The organism is Pseudomonas sp. GW822-FHT03F08 (assembly GCF_058801265.1).
Genome location: NZ_JBXANC010000010.1, coordinates 131130 through 146668, shown reverse-complemented (window position 1 = coordinate 146668; position 15539 = coordinate 131130). Strand labels below are relative to the sequence as shown.

At 61.9% G+C, this 15539-nt stretch carries 16 protein-coding genes; 13 read left to right on the top strand and 3 right to left on the bottom strand.

The window, feature by feature from the left end:
• Window positions 1-152: 152 nt before the first annotated feature.
• The 13 genes from AC1RME_RS24050 (at window position 153) to AC1RME_RS23990 (ending at window position 12737) form a co-directional block, all read left to right on the top strand.
• On the top strand, window positions 153-1424 hold the full coding sequence (locus tag AC1RME_RS24050; protein WP_096820782.1) for a glutamate-5-semialdehyde dehydrogenase: 1272 nt from the start codon (window positions 153-155) through the stop codon (window positions 1422-1424).
• Complete coding sequence (nadD, locus tag AC1RME_RS24045) at window positions 1393-2115, top strand: nicotinate-nucleotide adenylyltransferase (RefSeq protein WP_085732954.1); 723 nt, start codon at window positions 1393-1395, stop codon at window positions 2113-2115. The genes AC1RME_RS24050 and nadD overlap by 32 nt, the downstream gene beginning before the upstream one ends.
• A 70-nt stretch (window positions 2116-2185) precedes the next feature.
• On the top strand, window positions 2186-2680 hold the full coding sequence (gene rsfS / locus AC1RME_RS24040) for a ribosome silencing factor (protein WP_008087903.1): 495 nt from the start codon (window positions 2186-2188) through the stop codon (window positions 2678-2680).
• Window positions 2681-2690: 10 nt separating this feature from the next.
• On the top strand, window positions 2691-3158 hold the full coding sequence (gene rlmH, locus AC1RME_RS24035; RefSeq protein ID WP_009051038.1) for a 23S rRNA (pseudouridine(1915)-N(3))-methyltransferase RlmH: 468 nt from the start codon (window positions 2691-2693) through the stop codon (window positions 3156-3158).
• A gap of 10 nt (window positions 3159-3168) precedes the next feature.
• Window positions 3169-5064 carry a penicillin-binding protein 2 gene (gene mrdA, locus AC1RME_RS24030; RefSeq protein WP_096820783.1) on the top strand — a complete coding sequence of 632 codons (1896 nt, stop codon included), beginning with the start codon at window positions 3169-3171 and terminating at the stop codon, window positions 5062-5064.
• 31 nt (window positions 5065-5095) lie between these two features.
• Window positions 5096-6199 carry a rod shape-determining protein RodA gene (gene rodA, locus AC1RME_RS24025; protein WP_085712360.1) on the top strand — a complete coding sequence of 368 codons (1104 nt, stop codon included), beginning with the start codon at window positions 5096-5098 and terminating at the stop codon, window positions 6197-6199.
• Between the two features lie 17 nt (window positions 6200-6216).
• Window positions 6217-7227: a lytic murein transglycosylase B gene (gene mltB, locus AC1RME_RS24020; RefSeq protein ID WP_096820785.1), complete on the top strand. Its 1011-nt coding sequence runs from the start codon at window positions 6217-6219 to the stop codon at window positions 7225-7227.
• On the top strand, window positions 7227-8237 hold the full coding sequence (locus AC1RME_RS24015; RefSeq protein ID WP_096820786.1) for a septal ring lytic transglycosylase RlpA family protein: 1011 nt from the start codon (window positions 7227-7229) through the stop codon (window positions 8235-8237). The genes mltB and AC1RME_RS24015 overlap by 1 nt, the downstream gene beginning before the upstream one ends.
• 189 nt (window positions 8238-8426) lie before the next feature.
• A complete protein-coding gene (locus AC1RME_RS24010; RefSeq protein WP_096820787.1) occupies window positions 8427-9584 on the top strand; it encodes a D-alanyl-D-alanine carboxypeptidase family protein in 1158 nt (385 codons plus the stop codon).
• 84 nt (window positions 9585-9668) lie between these two features.
• Window positions 9669-9944 carry a DUF493 domain-containing protein gene (locus AC1RME_RS24005; protein WP_007958664.1) on the top strand — a complete coding sequence of 92 codons (276 nt, stop codon included), beginning with the start codon at window positions 9669-9671 and terminating at the stop codon, window positions 9942-9944.
• Window positions 9944-10591 carry a lipoyl(octanoyl) transferase LipB gene (lipB, locus tag AC1RME_RS24000; RefSeq protein ID WP_096820788.1) on the top strand — a complete coding sequence of 216 codons (648 nt, stop codon included), beginning with the start codon at window positions 9944-9946 and terminating at the stop codon, window positions 10589-10591. Before AC1RME_RS24005 ends, lipB begins: the two co-directional genes overlap by 1 nt.
• 25 nt (window positions 10592-10616) lie before the next feature.
• Window positions 10617-11615, top strand: a complete 999-nt coding sequence (gene lipA, locus AC1RME_RS23995) for a lipoyl synthase (protein WP_162130488.1) — start codon at window positions 10617-10619, stop codon at window positions 11613-11615.
• Between the two features lie 174 nt (window positions 11616-11789).
• Window positions 11790-12737 (top strand): S66 peptidase family protein, encoded by a 948-nt coding sequence (locus AC1RME_RS23990; RefSeq protein WP_493091846.1) that lies wholly within the window; start codon window positions 11790-11792, stop codon window positions 12735-12737.
• Window positions 12738-12784: 47 nt separating this feature from the next.
• Here AC1RME_RS23990 and AC1RME_RS23985 read toward each other — a convergent pair whose 3' ends face one another.
• From AC1RME_RS23985 to holA, 3 genes are all read right to left on the bottom strand, one after another.
• The gene (locus AC1RME_RS23985; protein ID WP_493091845.1) at window positions 12785-14107 is read right to left on the bottom strand and encodes a lytic murein transglycosylase; all 1323 of its coding nucleotides are present in this window, start codon (window positions 14105-14107) and stop codon (window positions 12785-12787) included.
• Between the two features lie 61 nt (window positions 14108-14168).
• Window positions 14169-14333, bottom strand: a complete 165-nt coding sequence (gene arfA, locus AC1RME_RS23980) for an alternative ribosome rescue factor ArfA (protein ID WP_007958672.1) — start codon at window positions 14331-14333, stop codon at window positions 14169-14171.
• A 140-nt stretch (window positions 14334-14473) separates the two neighbouring features.
• A complete protein-coding gene (gene holA, locus AC1RME_RS23975) occupies window positions 14474-15511 on the bottom strand; it encodes a DNA polymerase III subunit delta (protein WP_096820791.1) in 1038 nt (345 codons plus the stop codon).
• Window positions 15512-15539 lie beyond the last annotated feature (28 nt).

The window sequence follows — 15539 nt, the reverse complement described above, 5'->3', positions numbered from 1 at the left end:
AGAGGTCGTGATGATAACAATCCGAGCCTTAATTACGGCTGAACATCGGCAAATCGCCGTCCATTTCGACCATCCGCCCGTCACCGCTGTTAGTCCCGGGACGCGACAGCTATAATCTGCCGCTTTCCTCTTTGCCAAGACCCCAGCAGACCATGACTGAGTCCGTTCTTGACTACATGACCCGATTGGGTCGCGCCGCCCGCGAAGCTTCCCGGGTCATCGGCCGTGCCAGCACCGCGCAGAAAAACCGCGCCCTGCTGGCTGCCGCCAATGCCTTGGACGCCGCCCGCGCCGAGCTTGCGGCAGCCAATGAACAGGATCTGGCCGCCGGTCGCGCCAACGGCCTGGAGCCTGCACTGCTGGAACGTCTGGAACTGACCCCGGCGCGTATCGACGGGATGATCGTCGGTCTGCGTCAGGTGGCGGCCTTGCCGGACCCGGTCGGTGCGATCCGCGACATGAGCTTCCGTCCGTCGGGCATTCAGGTGGGCAAGATGCGCGTGCCGCTGGGCGTGATCGGGATCATCTACGAGTCCCGTCCGAACGTGACCATTGATGCCGCGAGCCTGTGCCTGAAGTCCGGTAACGCGACGATCCTGCGTGGCGGTTCCGAGGCGATTCATTCCAACCGTGCGATTGCCGCCTGCATCCAGCGCGGCCTGGCCGAAGCCGAACTGCCTGCCGCCGTGGTGCAAGTGGTGGAAACCACCGACCGCGCCGCCGTTGGCGCCTTGATCACCATGCCCGAGTACGTCGATGTGATCGTGCCGCGCGGTGGCCGTGGCCTGATCGAGCGCATCAGCCGTGACGCGCGGGTGCCGGTGATCAAGCACCTGGACGGCATCTGTCACGTCTATGTCAGCGAACACGCCGACCTGCCGAAAGCCCAGCGCATCGCCTTCAATGCCAAGACCTATCGCTATGGCATCTGCGGCGCGATGGAGACCTTGCTGGTCGATCAAAGTGTTGCGAAGGATTTCCTGCCGTCGATGGCTGCCCAGTTCCGCGAAAAAGGCGTCGAGCTGCGTGGTTGCGAGCGCACCCGGGCGATCATCGATGCGGTGCCGGCCAACGAAGAAGACTGGGGCACCGAGTATCTGGCGCCGATTCTGTCGATCCGTGTGGTCGACGGTCTGGACCAGGCCATCGAACATATCAACCATTACGGCTCCCATCACACCGATTCGATCGTCAGCGAAAACCTCGCCGACACCCGCCAGTTCGTGGCTCAGGTCGACTCGGCGTCGGTGATGATCAACACCCCGACCTGCTTCGCCGATGGATTCGAATACGGATTGGGTGCCGAGATCGGCATTTCTACTGATAAGCTGCACGCCCGTGGCCCGGTGGGCCTCGAAGGACTGACCTGCGAGAAGTACATCGTGGTCGGTGATGGCCAGTTGCGCGGCCAGGCGACGGTCTGACTTGTCCGACCTCGACCTGAAAGCGCCGAAATCCGGCAGAAAGTCTCGCCCCCGGCGCATTGGCGTTCTGGGCGGAACGTTCGATCCGGTGCATGTCGGTCATTTGCGTGGCGCGCTGGAAGTCGCCGAAGCGCTGGCCCTCGATGAGCTGCGCATGATGCCCAGCGCCCGGCCGCCGCATCGCGATACCCCGCAGGTGTCGGCGCAGGATCGGCTGGCAATGGTTGAATGTGCGGTGGCCGGAGTGCCGCCGCTGGTGGTGGACGCCCGCGAATTGCAGCGGGACAAACCGTCCTGGACCATCGATACCCTGGAGTCGCTGCGTGCCGAAATGGCCGCCGAGACCCAGGTTTTTCTGCTTTTGGGCTGGGACGCATTTTGCGGCCTGCCCACTTGGCACCGCTGGGAAGAGTTGCTCCAGCATTGCCACATCCTGGTGCTACAGCGCCCGGACGCCGACAGCGAACCGCCGGATGCCTTGCGCAACCTGCTGGCAGCGCGTTCGGTGAGCGACCCGCTGGCCCTGAAAGGGCCGAGCGGACAGATTGCATTCGTCTGGCAGACACCGCTCGCGGTCTCCGCCACCCAGATCCGTCAACTGCTGGCCAGCGGTAAGTCGGTACGTTTCCTGGTGCCCGACGCGGTCCTGGCCTACATCGATGCGCACGGTCTGTATCGTGCGTCGAACTGAACAAGGCGTGCTCAAGTAACACGATCATCGTGGGACGAGACGCCGAATACATGAGCAAAACGAGTTTTATATGACTGACAAAGACCAAACCAAAGTAAAGCGCAAAGGCACGTTCAAGAGCGCTCCGCTGCCAGAGCCGGTCAACACCAACGAGCCGCTGAAAGGCGACGAACTGGTCAAGATTGCCGTGGCCGCCCTGGAAGACGTCAAGGCCCAGGACATCCAGATCATCGATGTGCGCGACAAGCAGAGCATCACTGACTACATGATCATCGCCACCGGTACGTCCAACCGCCAGATCAACGCGATGCTGGACAAGGTTCGCGAAGAAGTGAAAAAGCAGGGCGCCAAGCCGCTGGGCGAAGAAGGCAAGGGCGACAGCGACTGGGTGCTGCTGGACCTGGACCTGGTGATCGTGCACATGATGACCGCCTCGGCTCGTCAGTTCTACGACCTGGAGCGCCTGTGGGCCGGTGCCGAGCAAAGCCGTGCGGCGGACGCCAAGCACCACAGCCCGGAAAACACCCACGAGCATTTCACCAAGCTCAACAAAGACCAGCTGTAAGGGACGCGCTGTGCGACTGCGACTGATCGCCGTCGGTTCACGCATGCCCAAATGGGTGGAAGAAGGCTGGCATGAATACGCCAAGCGTCTTCCGTCCGAGCTGGCGCTGGAACTGGTGGAAATACCGCTCAATACCCGTGGCAAGAATGCCGACGTGGCACGCTTCATCCGTCAGGAAGGCGAAGCCATGCTGGCCAAGGTCGGGCAGAACGAGCGGATCGTCACCCTCGAAGTGCACGGCAAGCCCTGGAGCACCGAGCAACTGGCGGTCGAACTCGACCGTTGGCGGCTGGATTCGCGCACGGTCAATTTCATGGTCGGCGGCCCGGAAGGGCTGGCGCCGGAAGTCTGTGCCCGCGCGGATCAGCGCTGGTCGTTGTCGCCGTTGACGCTGCCGCACCCGTTGGTGCGCATCCTCATCGGCGAGCAGTTGTATCGTGCCTGGACCGTGTTGTCCGGCCACCCTTACCACAAGTAACCCTGCCCTCATGTCCCAGCCGATCCGCATCAAGGACCACGAAAAAGACGCCCGTCTGGTGCGTAGCCGCGTCGTGTTCGGGGCCATTGCGGTGGTGTTGCTGATCTGCGTGCTGATTGCCCGGCTGTATTTCCTGCAGGTCATCCAGTACGAGTATCACTCGACCCTGTCGGAAAACAATCGGGTGCATGTCCAGCCGATTCCGCCAACCCGCGGGTTGATCTTCGACCGTAACGGCGTGGTGGTGGCGGACAACCGCCCGAGCTTCAGCCTGAGCATGACCCGCGAGCGCTCCGGCGACTGGCAGCAAGTGCTCGATGTGATCGTCGAGGTGCTGGAGCTGACGCCGGAAGACCGGGTGATCTTCGAGAAACGCATGCGTCAGGGGCGCCGGCCGTTCGAGCCGGTGCCGATCCTGTTCGAGCTGACCGAAGAGCAGATCGCCCGCGTCGCGGTGAACCAGTTCCGCCTGCCGGGCGTGGAAGTGGTCGCGCAACTGGTGCGTCACTACCCGCAGGGCGCGCATTTTGCGCACTCGGTGGGTTACATGGGGCGGATCAACGAGAAAGAGCTGAAGACCCTCGATCCGGTCAATTACAGCGGTACCCATCACATCGGCAAGACCGGCATCGAACGTTTCTACGAAGCCGAACTGCACGGTCAGGTGGGTTACGAAGAGGTCGAGACCAACGCTCGGGGTCGCGTGCTGCGCGTGCTCAAGCGCACTGATCCGGTGCCGGGCAAGGACATCGTCCTGAGCCTCGACATCAAATTGCAGGAAGCCGCCGAAGCCGCGCTGGGCGGGCGACGCGGTGCCGTGGTGGCGCTGGATCCGAGCACCGGCGAAGTACTGGCGATGGTCAGTCAGCCGAGCTTCGACCCGAACCTGTTCGTCACCGGCATCAGCTTCAAGGCTTACGCCGAGCTGCGCGATTCCATCGACCGGCCGCTGTTCAACCGCGTACTGCGCGGTCTGTACCCGCCGGGCTCGACGATCAAGCCGGCGGTAGCGATTGCCGGTCTTGACGCGGGCGTGGTGACGGCGTCGAGCCGCGTGTTCGACCCGGGTTACTACATGCTGCCCAACTACGATCACAAATACCGCAACTGGAATCGCACGGGGGACGGCTTCGTCGACCTCGACACAGCGATCATGCGGTCCAACGACACCTACTTCTATGACCTGGCGCACAAGCTCGGCATCGATCGGTTGTCGGCGTACATGAACAAGTTCGGCATCGGCCAGAAGGTCTCGCTGGACATGTTCGAAGAATCCCCAGGCCTGATGCCGTCCCGCGAGTGGAAACGTGCGACCCGTCGTCAGGCGTGGTTCCCGGGCGAGACCCTGATTCTCGGGATCGGCCAGGGCTACATGCAATCGACCCCGTTGCAACTGGCCCAGGCCACTGCGCTGGTGGCCAACAAGGGTGTGTGGAACCGCCCGCACCTGGCCAAGACCGTCGAAGGCGAGAGGCCCAAGGATGAAAATCCGATGCCGGACATCGTCCTGCGCGATCCGTCGGACTGGAACAAGGTCAATCACGGCATGCAGCAGGTGATGCACGGCGCCCGGGGCACCGCGCGCAAAGCGGCTATCGGCTCGCAATACCGGATCGCCGGCAAATCGGGTACCGCCCAGGTGGTCGCGATCAAGCAAGGCGAGAAGTACGACCGCTCCAAAGTGCAGGAACGCCACCGCGACCACGCCTTGTTCGTGGGGTTTGCACCGGCCGACAACCCGAAAATCGTGGTGTCGGTGATGGTCGAGAACGGTGAGTCCGGTTCCGGCGTCGCCGCGCCGGTTGTGCGTCAGGTGATGGACGCCTGGCTGCTGGATCAGGACGGACGCTTGAAGGCCGAATACGCCAGCCCTATCAGTGCGGAGGCTACGGCCCGTGAAGAATAATTTCGATCGCATGCTCTCCAGCGAGGATGTGATGCGTCGCCGGGCGACGCTGTTGCAACGCCTGCATATCGATGGCCCGTTGTTGGTTCTGCTGTTGATCCTCGCGGCCGGCAGCCTGTTCGTGCTGTATTCGGCGAGCGGCAAGAGCTGGGACCTGCTGGCCAAACAGGCCACATCGTTCGGCATCGGTCTGGTGTCGATGATCGTCATCGCCCAGTTCGAACCACGGTTCATGGCCCGTTGGGTGCCGCTCGGCTATGTGGTCGGGGTGGTGCTGCTGATGGTGGTGGACATCATGGGCCACAACGCCATGGGTGCGACCCGCTGGATCAACATTCCCGGGGTGATCCGCTTCCAGCCGTCGGAATTCATGAAGATCCTGATGCCGGCGACCATCGCCTGGTACCTGTCCAAACGCACGCTGCCGCCGCAGCTCAAGCACGTCGGGATCAGCCTGATGCTGATTGGCGTGCCGTTCATTCTGATCGTGCGTCAACCGGATCTGGGCACTTCGCTGCTGATTCTGGCCGGCGGCGCGTTCGTGCTGTTCATGGGCGGGTTGCGCTGGCGCTGGATCCTCAGCGTGCTGGCCGCCGCCGTACCCGTGGCGATCGCCATGTGGTTCTTCATCATGCACGACTACCAGAAGCAACGGATCCTGACCTTCCTTGACCCGGAAAGCGATCCGTTGGGCACCGGCTGGAACATCATTCAGTCGAAGGCCGCCATCGGTTCCGGCGGCGTGTTCGGCAAGGGCTGGCTGCTGGGCACTCAGTCGCACCTGGACTTCCTGCCGGAAAGCCACACCGACTTCATCATCGCTGTACTCGGCGAAGAGTTCGGCCTGGTGGGGATTTGCGCGCTACTGCTGATCTATCTCTTGCTGATCGGTCGCGGCCTGGTGATTACCGCCCAGGCCCAGACGCTGTTCGGCAAACTGCTCGCCGGCGCCTTGACCATGACGTTTTTTGTTTATGTTTTCGTCAACATCGGTATGGTCAGTGGCCTGTTGCCGGTGGTGGGGGTGCCGTTGCCGTTCATTAGCTACGGCGGAACTTCGCTGGTGACACTGCTGTCAGCGTTTGGGGTTTTGATGTCGATCCATACGCATCGCAAATGGATCGCACAGGTTTGAATAAGGTGAAGAGTTCAATGCAAGTAATGCGTGACTGGGCGACACGATACGCACCGTGGCTCGGCCTGGTAGGCATCCTTGGCAGCGCGCAGGAAGCGCTGGCCGGCGATTACGAAGGCTCGCCCCAGGTGGCCGAATTCGTCGGTGAAATGACCCGCGACTATGGTTTCGCCGGCGAACAGCTGATGGCGGTGTTCCGCGAGGCGCAGCGCAAGCAGGCGATTCTCGACGCGATTTCCAAACCCGCCGAACGGGTCAAGCAGTGGAAAGAATACCGGCCGATGTTCCTCACCGACGCGCGCATCGCCCGGGGTGTGGACTTCTGGCGCCAGCACGAGGCCGTGCTGGCCCGCGCCGAGCAGGAATACGGCGTTCCGGCCCAAGTGATCGTGTCGATCATCGGCGTTGAGACCTTTTTCGGACGTAATACCGGTAATTACCGGGTGATCGATGCCTTGTCCACGCTGGGATTCGACTATCCTCCCCGTGCCGAATTTTTCCGCAAGGAACTGCGTGAGTTCCTGCTGCTGGCGCGTGAAGAGCAGGTCGACCCGCTGACCCTCAAGGGGTCCTACGCCGGGGCGATGGGCTTGCCGCAGTTCATGCCGAGCAGCTTTCGCGCCTACGCGGTGGATTTCGACGGCGACGGCCACATCAATATCTGGAACAACCCGGATGATGCGATCGGCAGCGTCGCCAGCTACTTCAAGCGTCACGGCTGGGTGGCCGGCGAGCCGGTGGTCAGTCGGGCCGATGTGCGCGGCGAGCAGGTGGATGAGGGTTTGACCACCGGGATCGAACCGACGAAAACCGTCGGGGAGTTGCGAGCGCTGGGCTGGTCAAGTCATGATGCGCTGCGCGATGATATGCCGGTTACTGCATTTCGCCTGGAAGGCGACAACGGCCCGGAATACTGGATGGGCCTGAAGAATTTCTACGCGATCACGCGTTATAACCGCAGCGTGATGTACGCCATGGCTGTACATCAACTGTCTGAAGAGCTGGTAAAAGCACGGGGCGTCAAGTAATGCAGGCATTGCCTATCAACAAACCCCTGAAGCTGGTGGCATTTGCTGCGTTGGCAGTGTTGGTCGCCAGTTGCTCGACCAGCCGTGCGCCGAGCCAGAAGACTTCGTCCACTGCTGTTCGCGCGCAGCCGGGCCTGGATATCAACCGGGCCCACAAAGATGGCGCGCCGTGGTGGGACGTCGATGTGTCGCGCATCCCGGACGCCACGCCGACCCTGCACACCGGCCCGTACAAGGCCAACCCGTACACCGTGCTGGGCAAGACCTACTTCCCGTTGCAGGAATCCAAGACCTACGTGGCTTCGGGCACAGCGTCCTGGTACGGCACCAAGTTCCACGGTCAGAACACCGCCAACGGCGAAGTCTATGACCTGTACGGCATGAGTGCCGCCCACAAGACATTACCGCTGCCGAGTTACGTTCGGGTGACCAACCTGGACAACAACAGGAGCGTGATCCTGCGGGTCAACGACCGTGGACCGTTCTATTCGGACCGGATCATCGACCTGTCCTACGCTGCGGCGAAAAAGCTCGGTTATGCCGAAATCGGCACCGCGCGAGTCAAGGTCGAGGGTATCGACCCGCAACAATGGTGGGCCGCCAAGGGCCGTCCGGCGCCTTTGATGCTCAACGAGCCGCAAGTCGCGCAGAATACTGCGCCGGTGATCACGGCTTCGGCCGGTACCATCGAGCAGTGGACTCCACCGCCGCAACAACATGCCTCTGACACTGTACCTGTACAGATCAGCGCAAAAAAAAACGCTTCTGCACCAGCGTCTGGCCAGTATCTGCAGGTGGGCGCGTTCGCCAACCCGGACGCTGCAGAACTCCTGAGGTCGAAGCTCAGCGGGATGGTGAGCGCTCCGGTGTTCATCAGCTCGATCGTGCGCAATCAGCAGACCCTGCACCGGGTACGCCTGGGACCGATCGGTTCGCCGGGTGAAATTGCCCAGGTACAGAACAGCGTGCGCTCGGCCAATCTCGGTTCGCCAAGCGTGGTCACCGAGTAAGTAATACGTAGCACTTGATTGACGGTTCACCAGCGATTGGGGGGTGGACCAGGTTGTTGGCTCGTCGAAGAACAAAAGCCCGGCAAAGGGTGACTGGAGTGAGCAACTGAACACGCGATGGCCCGTTAGAAAGCCATCTGATTAATTTTGCCCGCAAGGGCAGTTTCCATTAGCGATTTCGAGAGACGGATGAACATCACCACCTTTGCCAAACGCCTGTGTCTGCTAGTCCCGCTGCTCCTCTCGCCAGCCGCCTTCGCGGCCGAGATGATGCCGTCGCCACCTCAACTGGCCGCAAAAGCCTACGTGCTCATGGACGCCAGCAGCGGCAACGTGCTGGTGGAGAACAACGGTGACCAGCGTCTGCCACCGGCCAGCCTGACCAAACTGATGACCGCGTACATCGCTACGCTGGAAATCCGTCGTGGCCAGATCGGTGAAAACGATCCAGTGACCATCAGCGAAAACGCCTGGCGCACCGGCGGTTCGCGGATGTTCATCAAAGTCGGCTCGCAAGTGACTGTCAGCGACCTGCTGCATGGCATCATTATCCAGTCCGGCAACGACGCCAGCGTCGCGGTTTCCGAGCACATCGCCGGCAGCGAAGACGCCTTCGCCGACCTGATGAACAAGACCGTCGCCGATCTGGGCATGACCAACACCCACTTCATGAACCCGACCGGTCTGCCGAACCCTGAGCACTACTCGTCGGCTCACGACATGGCGATCCTGGCTCGCGCGATCATCCACGAAGACCCGGCTCACTACGCGATCTACTCGCAGAAAGAGTTCTTCTGGAACGGCATCAAGCAACCTAACCGCAACCTGCTGCTGTGGCGCGACAAGACCGTTGACGGTCTGAAAACCGGTCACACCGACGAAGCCGGCTACTGCATGGTGTCCTCGGCTGTACGTGACGGCATGCGCCTGATCGCCGTGGTGTTCGGCACCAACAGCGAAGTGGCTCGCGCTGCTGAAACCCAGAAGCTGCTGACCTACGGTTTCCGTTTCTTCGAAACCCAGACCTTCTACCAGAAGGGCACCGAACTGGCTCAGGCCCCGGTGTGGAAAGGCACCACCAATCAAGTCAAGGCCGGCCTGGCTGAAGACCTGACCATGACCCTGCCGAAAGGCCAGCTGAAAAAGCTCGCTGCCAGCATGACCATGAACCCGCAACTGACCGCGCCAATCGCCAAGGGCGACGTGATCGGTAAAGTCGAAGTGAAACTGGACGACAAGGTGGTGCACAGCGCCGACCTGATCGCCCTGGACGCTGTCGAGGAGGGTGGTATCTTCCGCCGCATGTGGGATAGCATCCGTCTATTCTTCTACGGCTTGTTCAACTGATTCGAGTTGACCTGCATGGCCCCGTTCCGATCCGGAGCGGGGCCTTGTTCGTTACCGGGCTTACGCTTACGAGGCCGTTACGCCATGACCGATACCGAAGTAAAGGCGCCAAAGATCGAATTTCCGCAGGTTGATTATCCGGTTAAGGTGATCAGCGATACGGGCGTCGGCAACAAAGACAAGATCATCGACATCGTCAAGAAGCACGCCAAGATCAACGATGAGCGTGTGGACGAGCGTCAAAGCAGCAACGGCAAGTACACCACCATCCAGTTGCACATCGTCGCGACCGACCAGGATCAGCTGTACAACATCAACAGCGAACTGCGGGCGACCGGTTTCGTGCACATGGTGTTGTGATGTCCGGCACGCTGGGCTTTCGCGAGCTTGGCCAGATGGCTTACGAGCCGGTCTGGCATGCCATGCAACGTTTTACCAACGAACGCGGCAGTGATGCCGCCGACGAAATCTGGCTCGTCGAGCACCCACCGGTGTTCACCCAGGGCCAGGCCGGCAAGGCCGAACACCTGCTGCTGCCGGGGGATATCCCGGTGGTGCAGGTCGACCGCGGCGGGCAGGTGACTTACCATGGCCCCGGCCAACTGGTGGCGTACCTGCTGCTGGATGTGCGCAAACTGGGTTTTGGTGTACGAGACCTGGTCACGCGCATGGAGCGGTGCCTGATCGAGCTGCTGGCCAGCTATGACGTCACTGCAGTGGCCAAGCCAGACGCTCCCGGCGTCTACGTCGACGGAGCGAAAATCGCTTCTCTGGGTTTGCGGATTCGCCACGGTTGTTCCTTTCATGGCCTGGCCCTGAACGTGGACATGGACCTGGAACCGTTTCGACGGATTAATCCCTGCGGCTACGCCGGGCTGGCGATGACCCAGCTGAGCGACCATGCAGGATCGATTGAATTTGCCGAGGTAAGTGCCCGGCTGCGTGCGCAGCTCGTCAAACACCTCGACTATGCTGAGCAGACGACCCTGACGGGCGGAATCGACTGATATGACTACTGATGCAGTGCAAACCATGATCCCGACGCTCGACGTGACCGAGCGCCCGGCCCCGCGTCCCAAGGTTGAAGCGGGCGTCAAGCTGCGCGGCGCCGAGAAGGTTGCACGCATCCCGGTGAAGATCATTCCGACCACCGAACTGCCGAAGAAACCCGACTGGATCCGCGTGCGCATCCCGGTTTCGCCGGAAGTCGACCGCATCAAGAGCCTGCTGCGCAAGCACAAGCTGCACAGCGTCTGTGAAGAAGCGTCCTGCCCGAACCTGGGCGAGTGCTTCTCCGGCGGCACCGCGACCTTCATGATCATGGGTGACATCTGCACCCGTCGCTGCCCGTTCTGCGACGTTGGCCATGGCCGTCCGAAGCCACTGGACGTCAACGAGCCGGAAAGCCTGGCCATCGCCATCGCCGACCTGAAACTCAAGTACGTGGTGATCACCTCGGTTGACCGCGACGACCTGCGTGACGGCGGTGCCCAGCACTTTGCCGACTGCATCCGCGAAATCCGCAAACTGTCGCCGAACGTGCAGCTCGAGACCCTGGTCCCGGACTACCGTGGCCGCATGGACATCGCCCTGGAAATCACCGCGGCCGAGCCGCCGGATGTGTTCAACCACAACCTGGAAACCGTGCCGCGCCTGTACAAGGCTGCGCGTCCGGGTTCGGACTACCAGTGGTCGCTGACCCTGCTGCAACGCTTCAAGCAGATGATGCCGCACATTCCGACCAAGTCCGGCCTGATGCTGGGTCTGGGCGAGACCGACGACGAAGTCATCGAAGTCATGAAGCGCATGCGCGAACACGACATCGACATGCTGACCCTGGGCCAGTACCTGCAACCGTCCCGCAGTCACTTGCCAGTGCAGCGTTTCGTGCACCCGGACACCTTCGCCTGGTTCGCCGAGGAAGGTTACAAGATGGGCTTCAAGAACGTCGCGTCCGGCCCGTTGGTGCGCTCTTCGTACCACGCCGACGAGCAGGCGAAACTGGTCAAGGCCGAGCTGCTCGGTTCCTGATTCAGCGCTGAATGAAAAAATGCCCGCCGGGGTTTATCGCCCGGCGGGCATTTTTTTGCCCGGCCTACACTCGTTACTGACTTTTCCTGCAATCTGCGGCGCAGCCGAGCCTCTTCTGTTTGTCGCCGTTCCTGACTACTGTGTGAGCATGACTTCACACAGGGAGATCCATGGATGACCGTTCGACCGACCCACACCCTTTGTCCGCACAAGCCTGTCCCCGCACTGCCTTCGGAAGGGCTGATAGGCGTCATCGCTCCAGCCGGCCCCGGCACGCTGGATACTGAAAAGGCTGTTCAATGGATGCGCGCCCGGGGTTACGGATTGCGGGTGTTCCCTGGCGTCTACGAAAAGGATGGCTATCTGGCCGGTAGCGACGAGGTGCGGCTCAACGATCTGCACGCGGCGTTCGCTGACGAGGAAGTCGATGCAATCATTTGCCTGCGCGGTGGTTACGGCACGCCAAGGTTGCTGGACCGGATCGACTACGACTTGCTGAGCCGCCATGCCAAACCCTTCGTCGGTTACAGCGACATCACCGCACTGCATCTGGCCATCAGTCGCTACGCCGGGTTCGTGACCTTTCACGGGCCACTGTTGAATGCCGATCTGCTGGGGGACAAGGAACCGCCGACGGTGACGTCGTTCTTCGCCATGCTGCGCGGCCAGTTGACGGCCGGTAGCGTATTGAGCCATCCGGTGGTCTACCCACTGACCACGGTTGAGCCCGGCATTGCCCATGGGCGTTTGCTGGGCGGCAATCTGGCGATGATCGCCGCGACCCTGGGCACGCCTTACGAAATCGACGTCGAAGGGGTGATTCTGCTCATCGAGGACGTCAACGAGCCGCTGTATCGGATCGACCGCTTGCTGACCCAGATGCGTCTGGCCGGCAAGTTGGCCAGATTGCGTGGCGTGTTGGTCGGGGATGTGGCGGGCGTGGATACCGAGGCCTTGAACCGCCTGCTCAAGCAGACCTTTGAACCGTTGCGGATTCCGGTGCTGTCGGGTTGGCGCAGCGGGCATTGTGATCCGAACCTGACGTTGCCGATGGGGGCGCTGGTTCGGCTGGATGCGGGGAAGAAGGAGTTGATGCTGGAGCAGGATGTGGTGATTCGGTAGCCGAACCCCAAAACAAGACCGCCGCCTGAAGAGGCGGCGGTCTTTTTTTACTGGCTACGCAAGCTTTCCAGCAGCTTGTGCGTCGGGTAACCGTCCGCGGGCCAGCCAAATGACTGCTGCGCACTGCGGATCGCCTTGCGCGTATTGGCACCGATGATTCCGTCGGCGGTGCCCGCGTCGTAGTTGCGTGCAGTCAGCAGATTTTGCAGCTCGATGCGCTCGGTGCGACTCAGCGGCAGATCATCTTTTGGCCAGGTGCCGTTGATCAGGCCTGCGCCGTTGAAACGCTCTGACAACAGGCTCACGGCCAGGGCATAGGACGACGAGTTGTTGTACTTGAGGATCGCCCGGAAGTTATCGAGGATCAGGAACGCCGGGCCACGATAGCCGGCCGGCAGCAGCAGGGCGGCCGACAGTTGCTCGGAACCGGCCGGTGCCTGGCCGGCGTTGGGCAGAATCACACCCAGTTGCCGCCATTCGGCGACACTTTTGCGAATTGCACCGTCGGCCAGGGTGTAGTTGAAACCGCTCGGCAGCTGCACCTCGAAGCCCCACGGCTGACCACGCTGCCATCCGGAGCTTTGCAGGTAATGCGCGGTGGAGGCCAAGGCGTCAGCCGGGCTGCCCCAGATGTCGCGGCGACCGTCACCGTCGAAATCCACCGCGTGGGTGTTGTAGGTGGTCGGGATGAACTGGGTCTGGCCCATGGCGCCGGCCCAGGAGCCGAGCATCTTCTCTGGCGTGATGTCGCCCTGTTGCAGGATTTGCAGCGCCGCGATCAGTTGCGCGTGGGCAAAGCCCGGGCGGCGGCCTTCATAGGCCAGGGTCGCCAGGGAATTGATCACCGACTTGGTGCCCTGGAACTGGCCGAAATTGCTTTCCATCCCCCACACCGACACCAGCGCCTGGCGATCGACGCCGTAGCGTTGTTCGATGCGTTGCAGGATGTCGGCGTACTGGTTGATCAGCGCCTGGCCTTTGCGCACTCGCAGCGGCGACAGGGCGCCATCCAGGTATTCCCACACCGGCCGGGCGAATTCCGGCTGGCTGCGGTCGGCACGGATCACGCTGGCATCGAAGCTGACGTTGGCAAAGGCGCGATCGAAGACGTCGGCGCGAATCCCGGCGGCCAGGGCGTCCTTGCGGAAACCGGCCTGCCACTCGGCGAAGGTCTGGGTCGGTTGCAGGTCGAGGTCGTCACCGGACGGCACTACCGGCGGGATGATCGCGGGGGCCGTGGCAACAGGAGCGGTCTGAAGCGGTTGAGCGTCGGCGGCGGTGGGTTTTTCCGCGCAGGCGACAAGCAGTACGAAACTTGTGGCAGCGATCAGTTGGCGAAAGGGCCAACGACGGGAAAGACTAAGGGGCATGCACAGGTCCAGAGGATACGAATCAGGTGCAGACCTTAACATGAGGAAGGGGTGCTGCGCTTCAAGCGGCCAGAAAGTAAGAAGCCTCCCAGCTGTCAGACTGGAAGGCTTCGCGGCGGTAGCTGCCTTTACCCTTGGTGGGGCGTTCCTGGCGGCTGCGGAACAGGGGTTGGGCGACGATGGATTTGGCCTTGTTATGGCCATGTTTCGATGGCTTTTTGCTCATGAGGGTTCTCGCGAGTGAGTGGGTTTTGCGCGGCAAATGATCTGCCGATGTCGAGCGTCTGTCTATAGGACAGAAGGCGGGATGTTCTGTAGGAAATGGTCTGTACAAAAAAACGGGATCGCGGTGTGCGATCCCGGGTTTCATTCGGCAGGTAAGGTCAGACGCTGACCGGCCATCAACAGCGCCAGCCGACTGAGGCTCATCCACGGCGAGCCAGCCGCCTGACCCTTGATCTGTGCGTCGATGCGCTGGGCCTCGAGCAACAATTGCGCCCAGCGTTGCGCCGAGTAGCGTTGCAGGGCTTTGCTCATCAGCGGTTTGCGCTTGTCCCAGACCGGCGGTTTCGCCTGACTGAAGCACTTGTCCAGCGGTGTGCCCTGGCTGTACTGCAACGAGATATTGGCCAGCAGGCGCAACTCCCGCGCCAGGGCCCAGAGAATCACCGGCGGCTCGACACCTTCGCCGCGCAGCCCTTCGAGCATGCGCAGGGCGTGAGCCGGTTCGCCGTTGAGCACCGCGTCGGTCAGGCCGAACACGTCAAAACGCGCACTGTCGGCCACGGCCGCCTGCACGGTTTCGACGCTGATCTGCCCACCCTCGGCCATCAGCTTGAGCTTTTCGATCTCCTGCGCCGCAGCCAGCAGGTTGCCTTCGACTCGCGCGGCAATCAGTTCGACGGCGTCCTGACTGGCTGACAGCCCAGCCTGGGACAGGCGTTGGCGAATCCAGCTCGGCAACTGGTTGGCATCCACCGGCCAGATCTGGATGAACTGAGTCTGCTGACCTTCGACCAGCGCCTTGCCCCACTTGGTCTTCTGCGCGCTGCCGTCCAGCTTGGGCAAGCTGATCAGCAGCACCGTGTCTTCAGCGGGGCGCGAGCAGTATTCGATCAGTGCAGCAGCGCCTTTGTCACCAGGCTTGCCGGACGGCAGGCGCAGTTCCAGCAGGCGCTTTTCGGCGAACAGCGACATGCTGGCGCCGGCCTGCAGCAACGTGCCCCAATCGAAATTGGCGTCGGCGGCGAAGACCTGGCGTTCGTCGAACCCTTGCTGACGGGCAGCGGAGCGAATGGCGTCGGCTGCTTCCTGACACAGCAGCGGATCATCGCCGCTGATGATGTAGACCGGCGCGAGGGCACCTTGCAGGTGTTTGCCGAGTTGGGCGGGAGCGAGCTTCATAAGAAACGGCGAACGGGGCGCCTGAGCG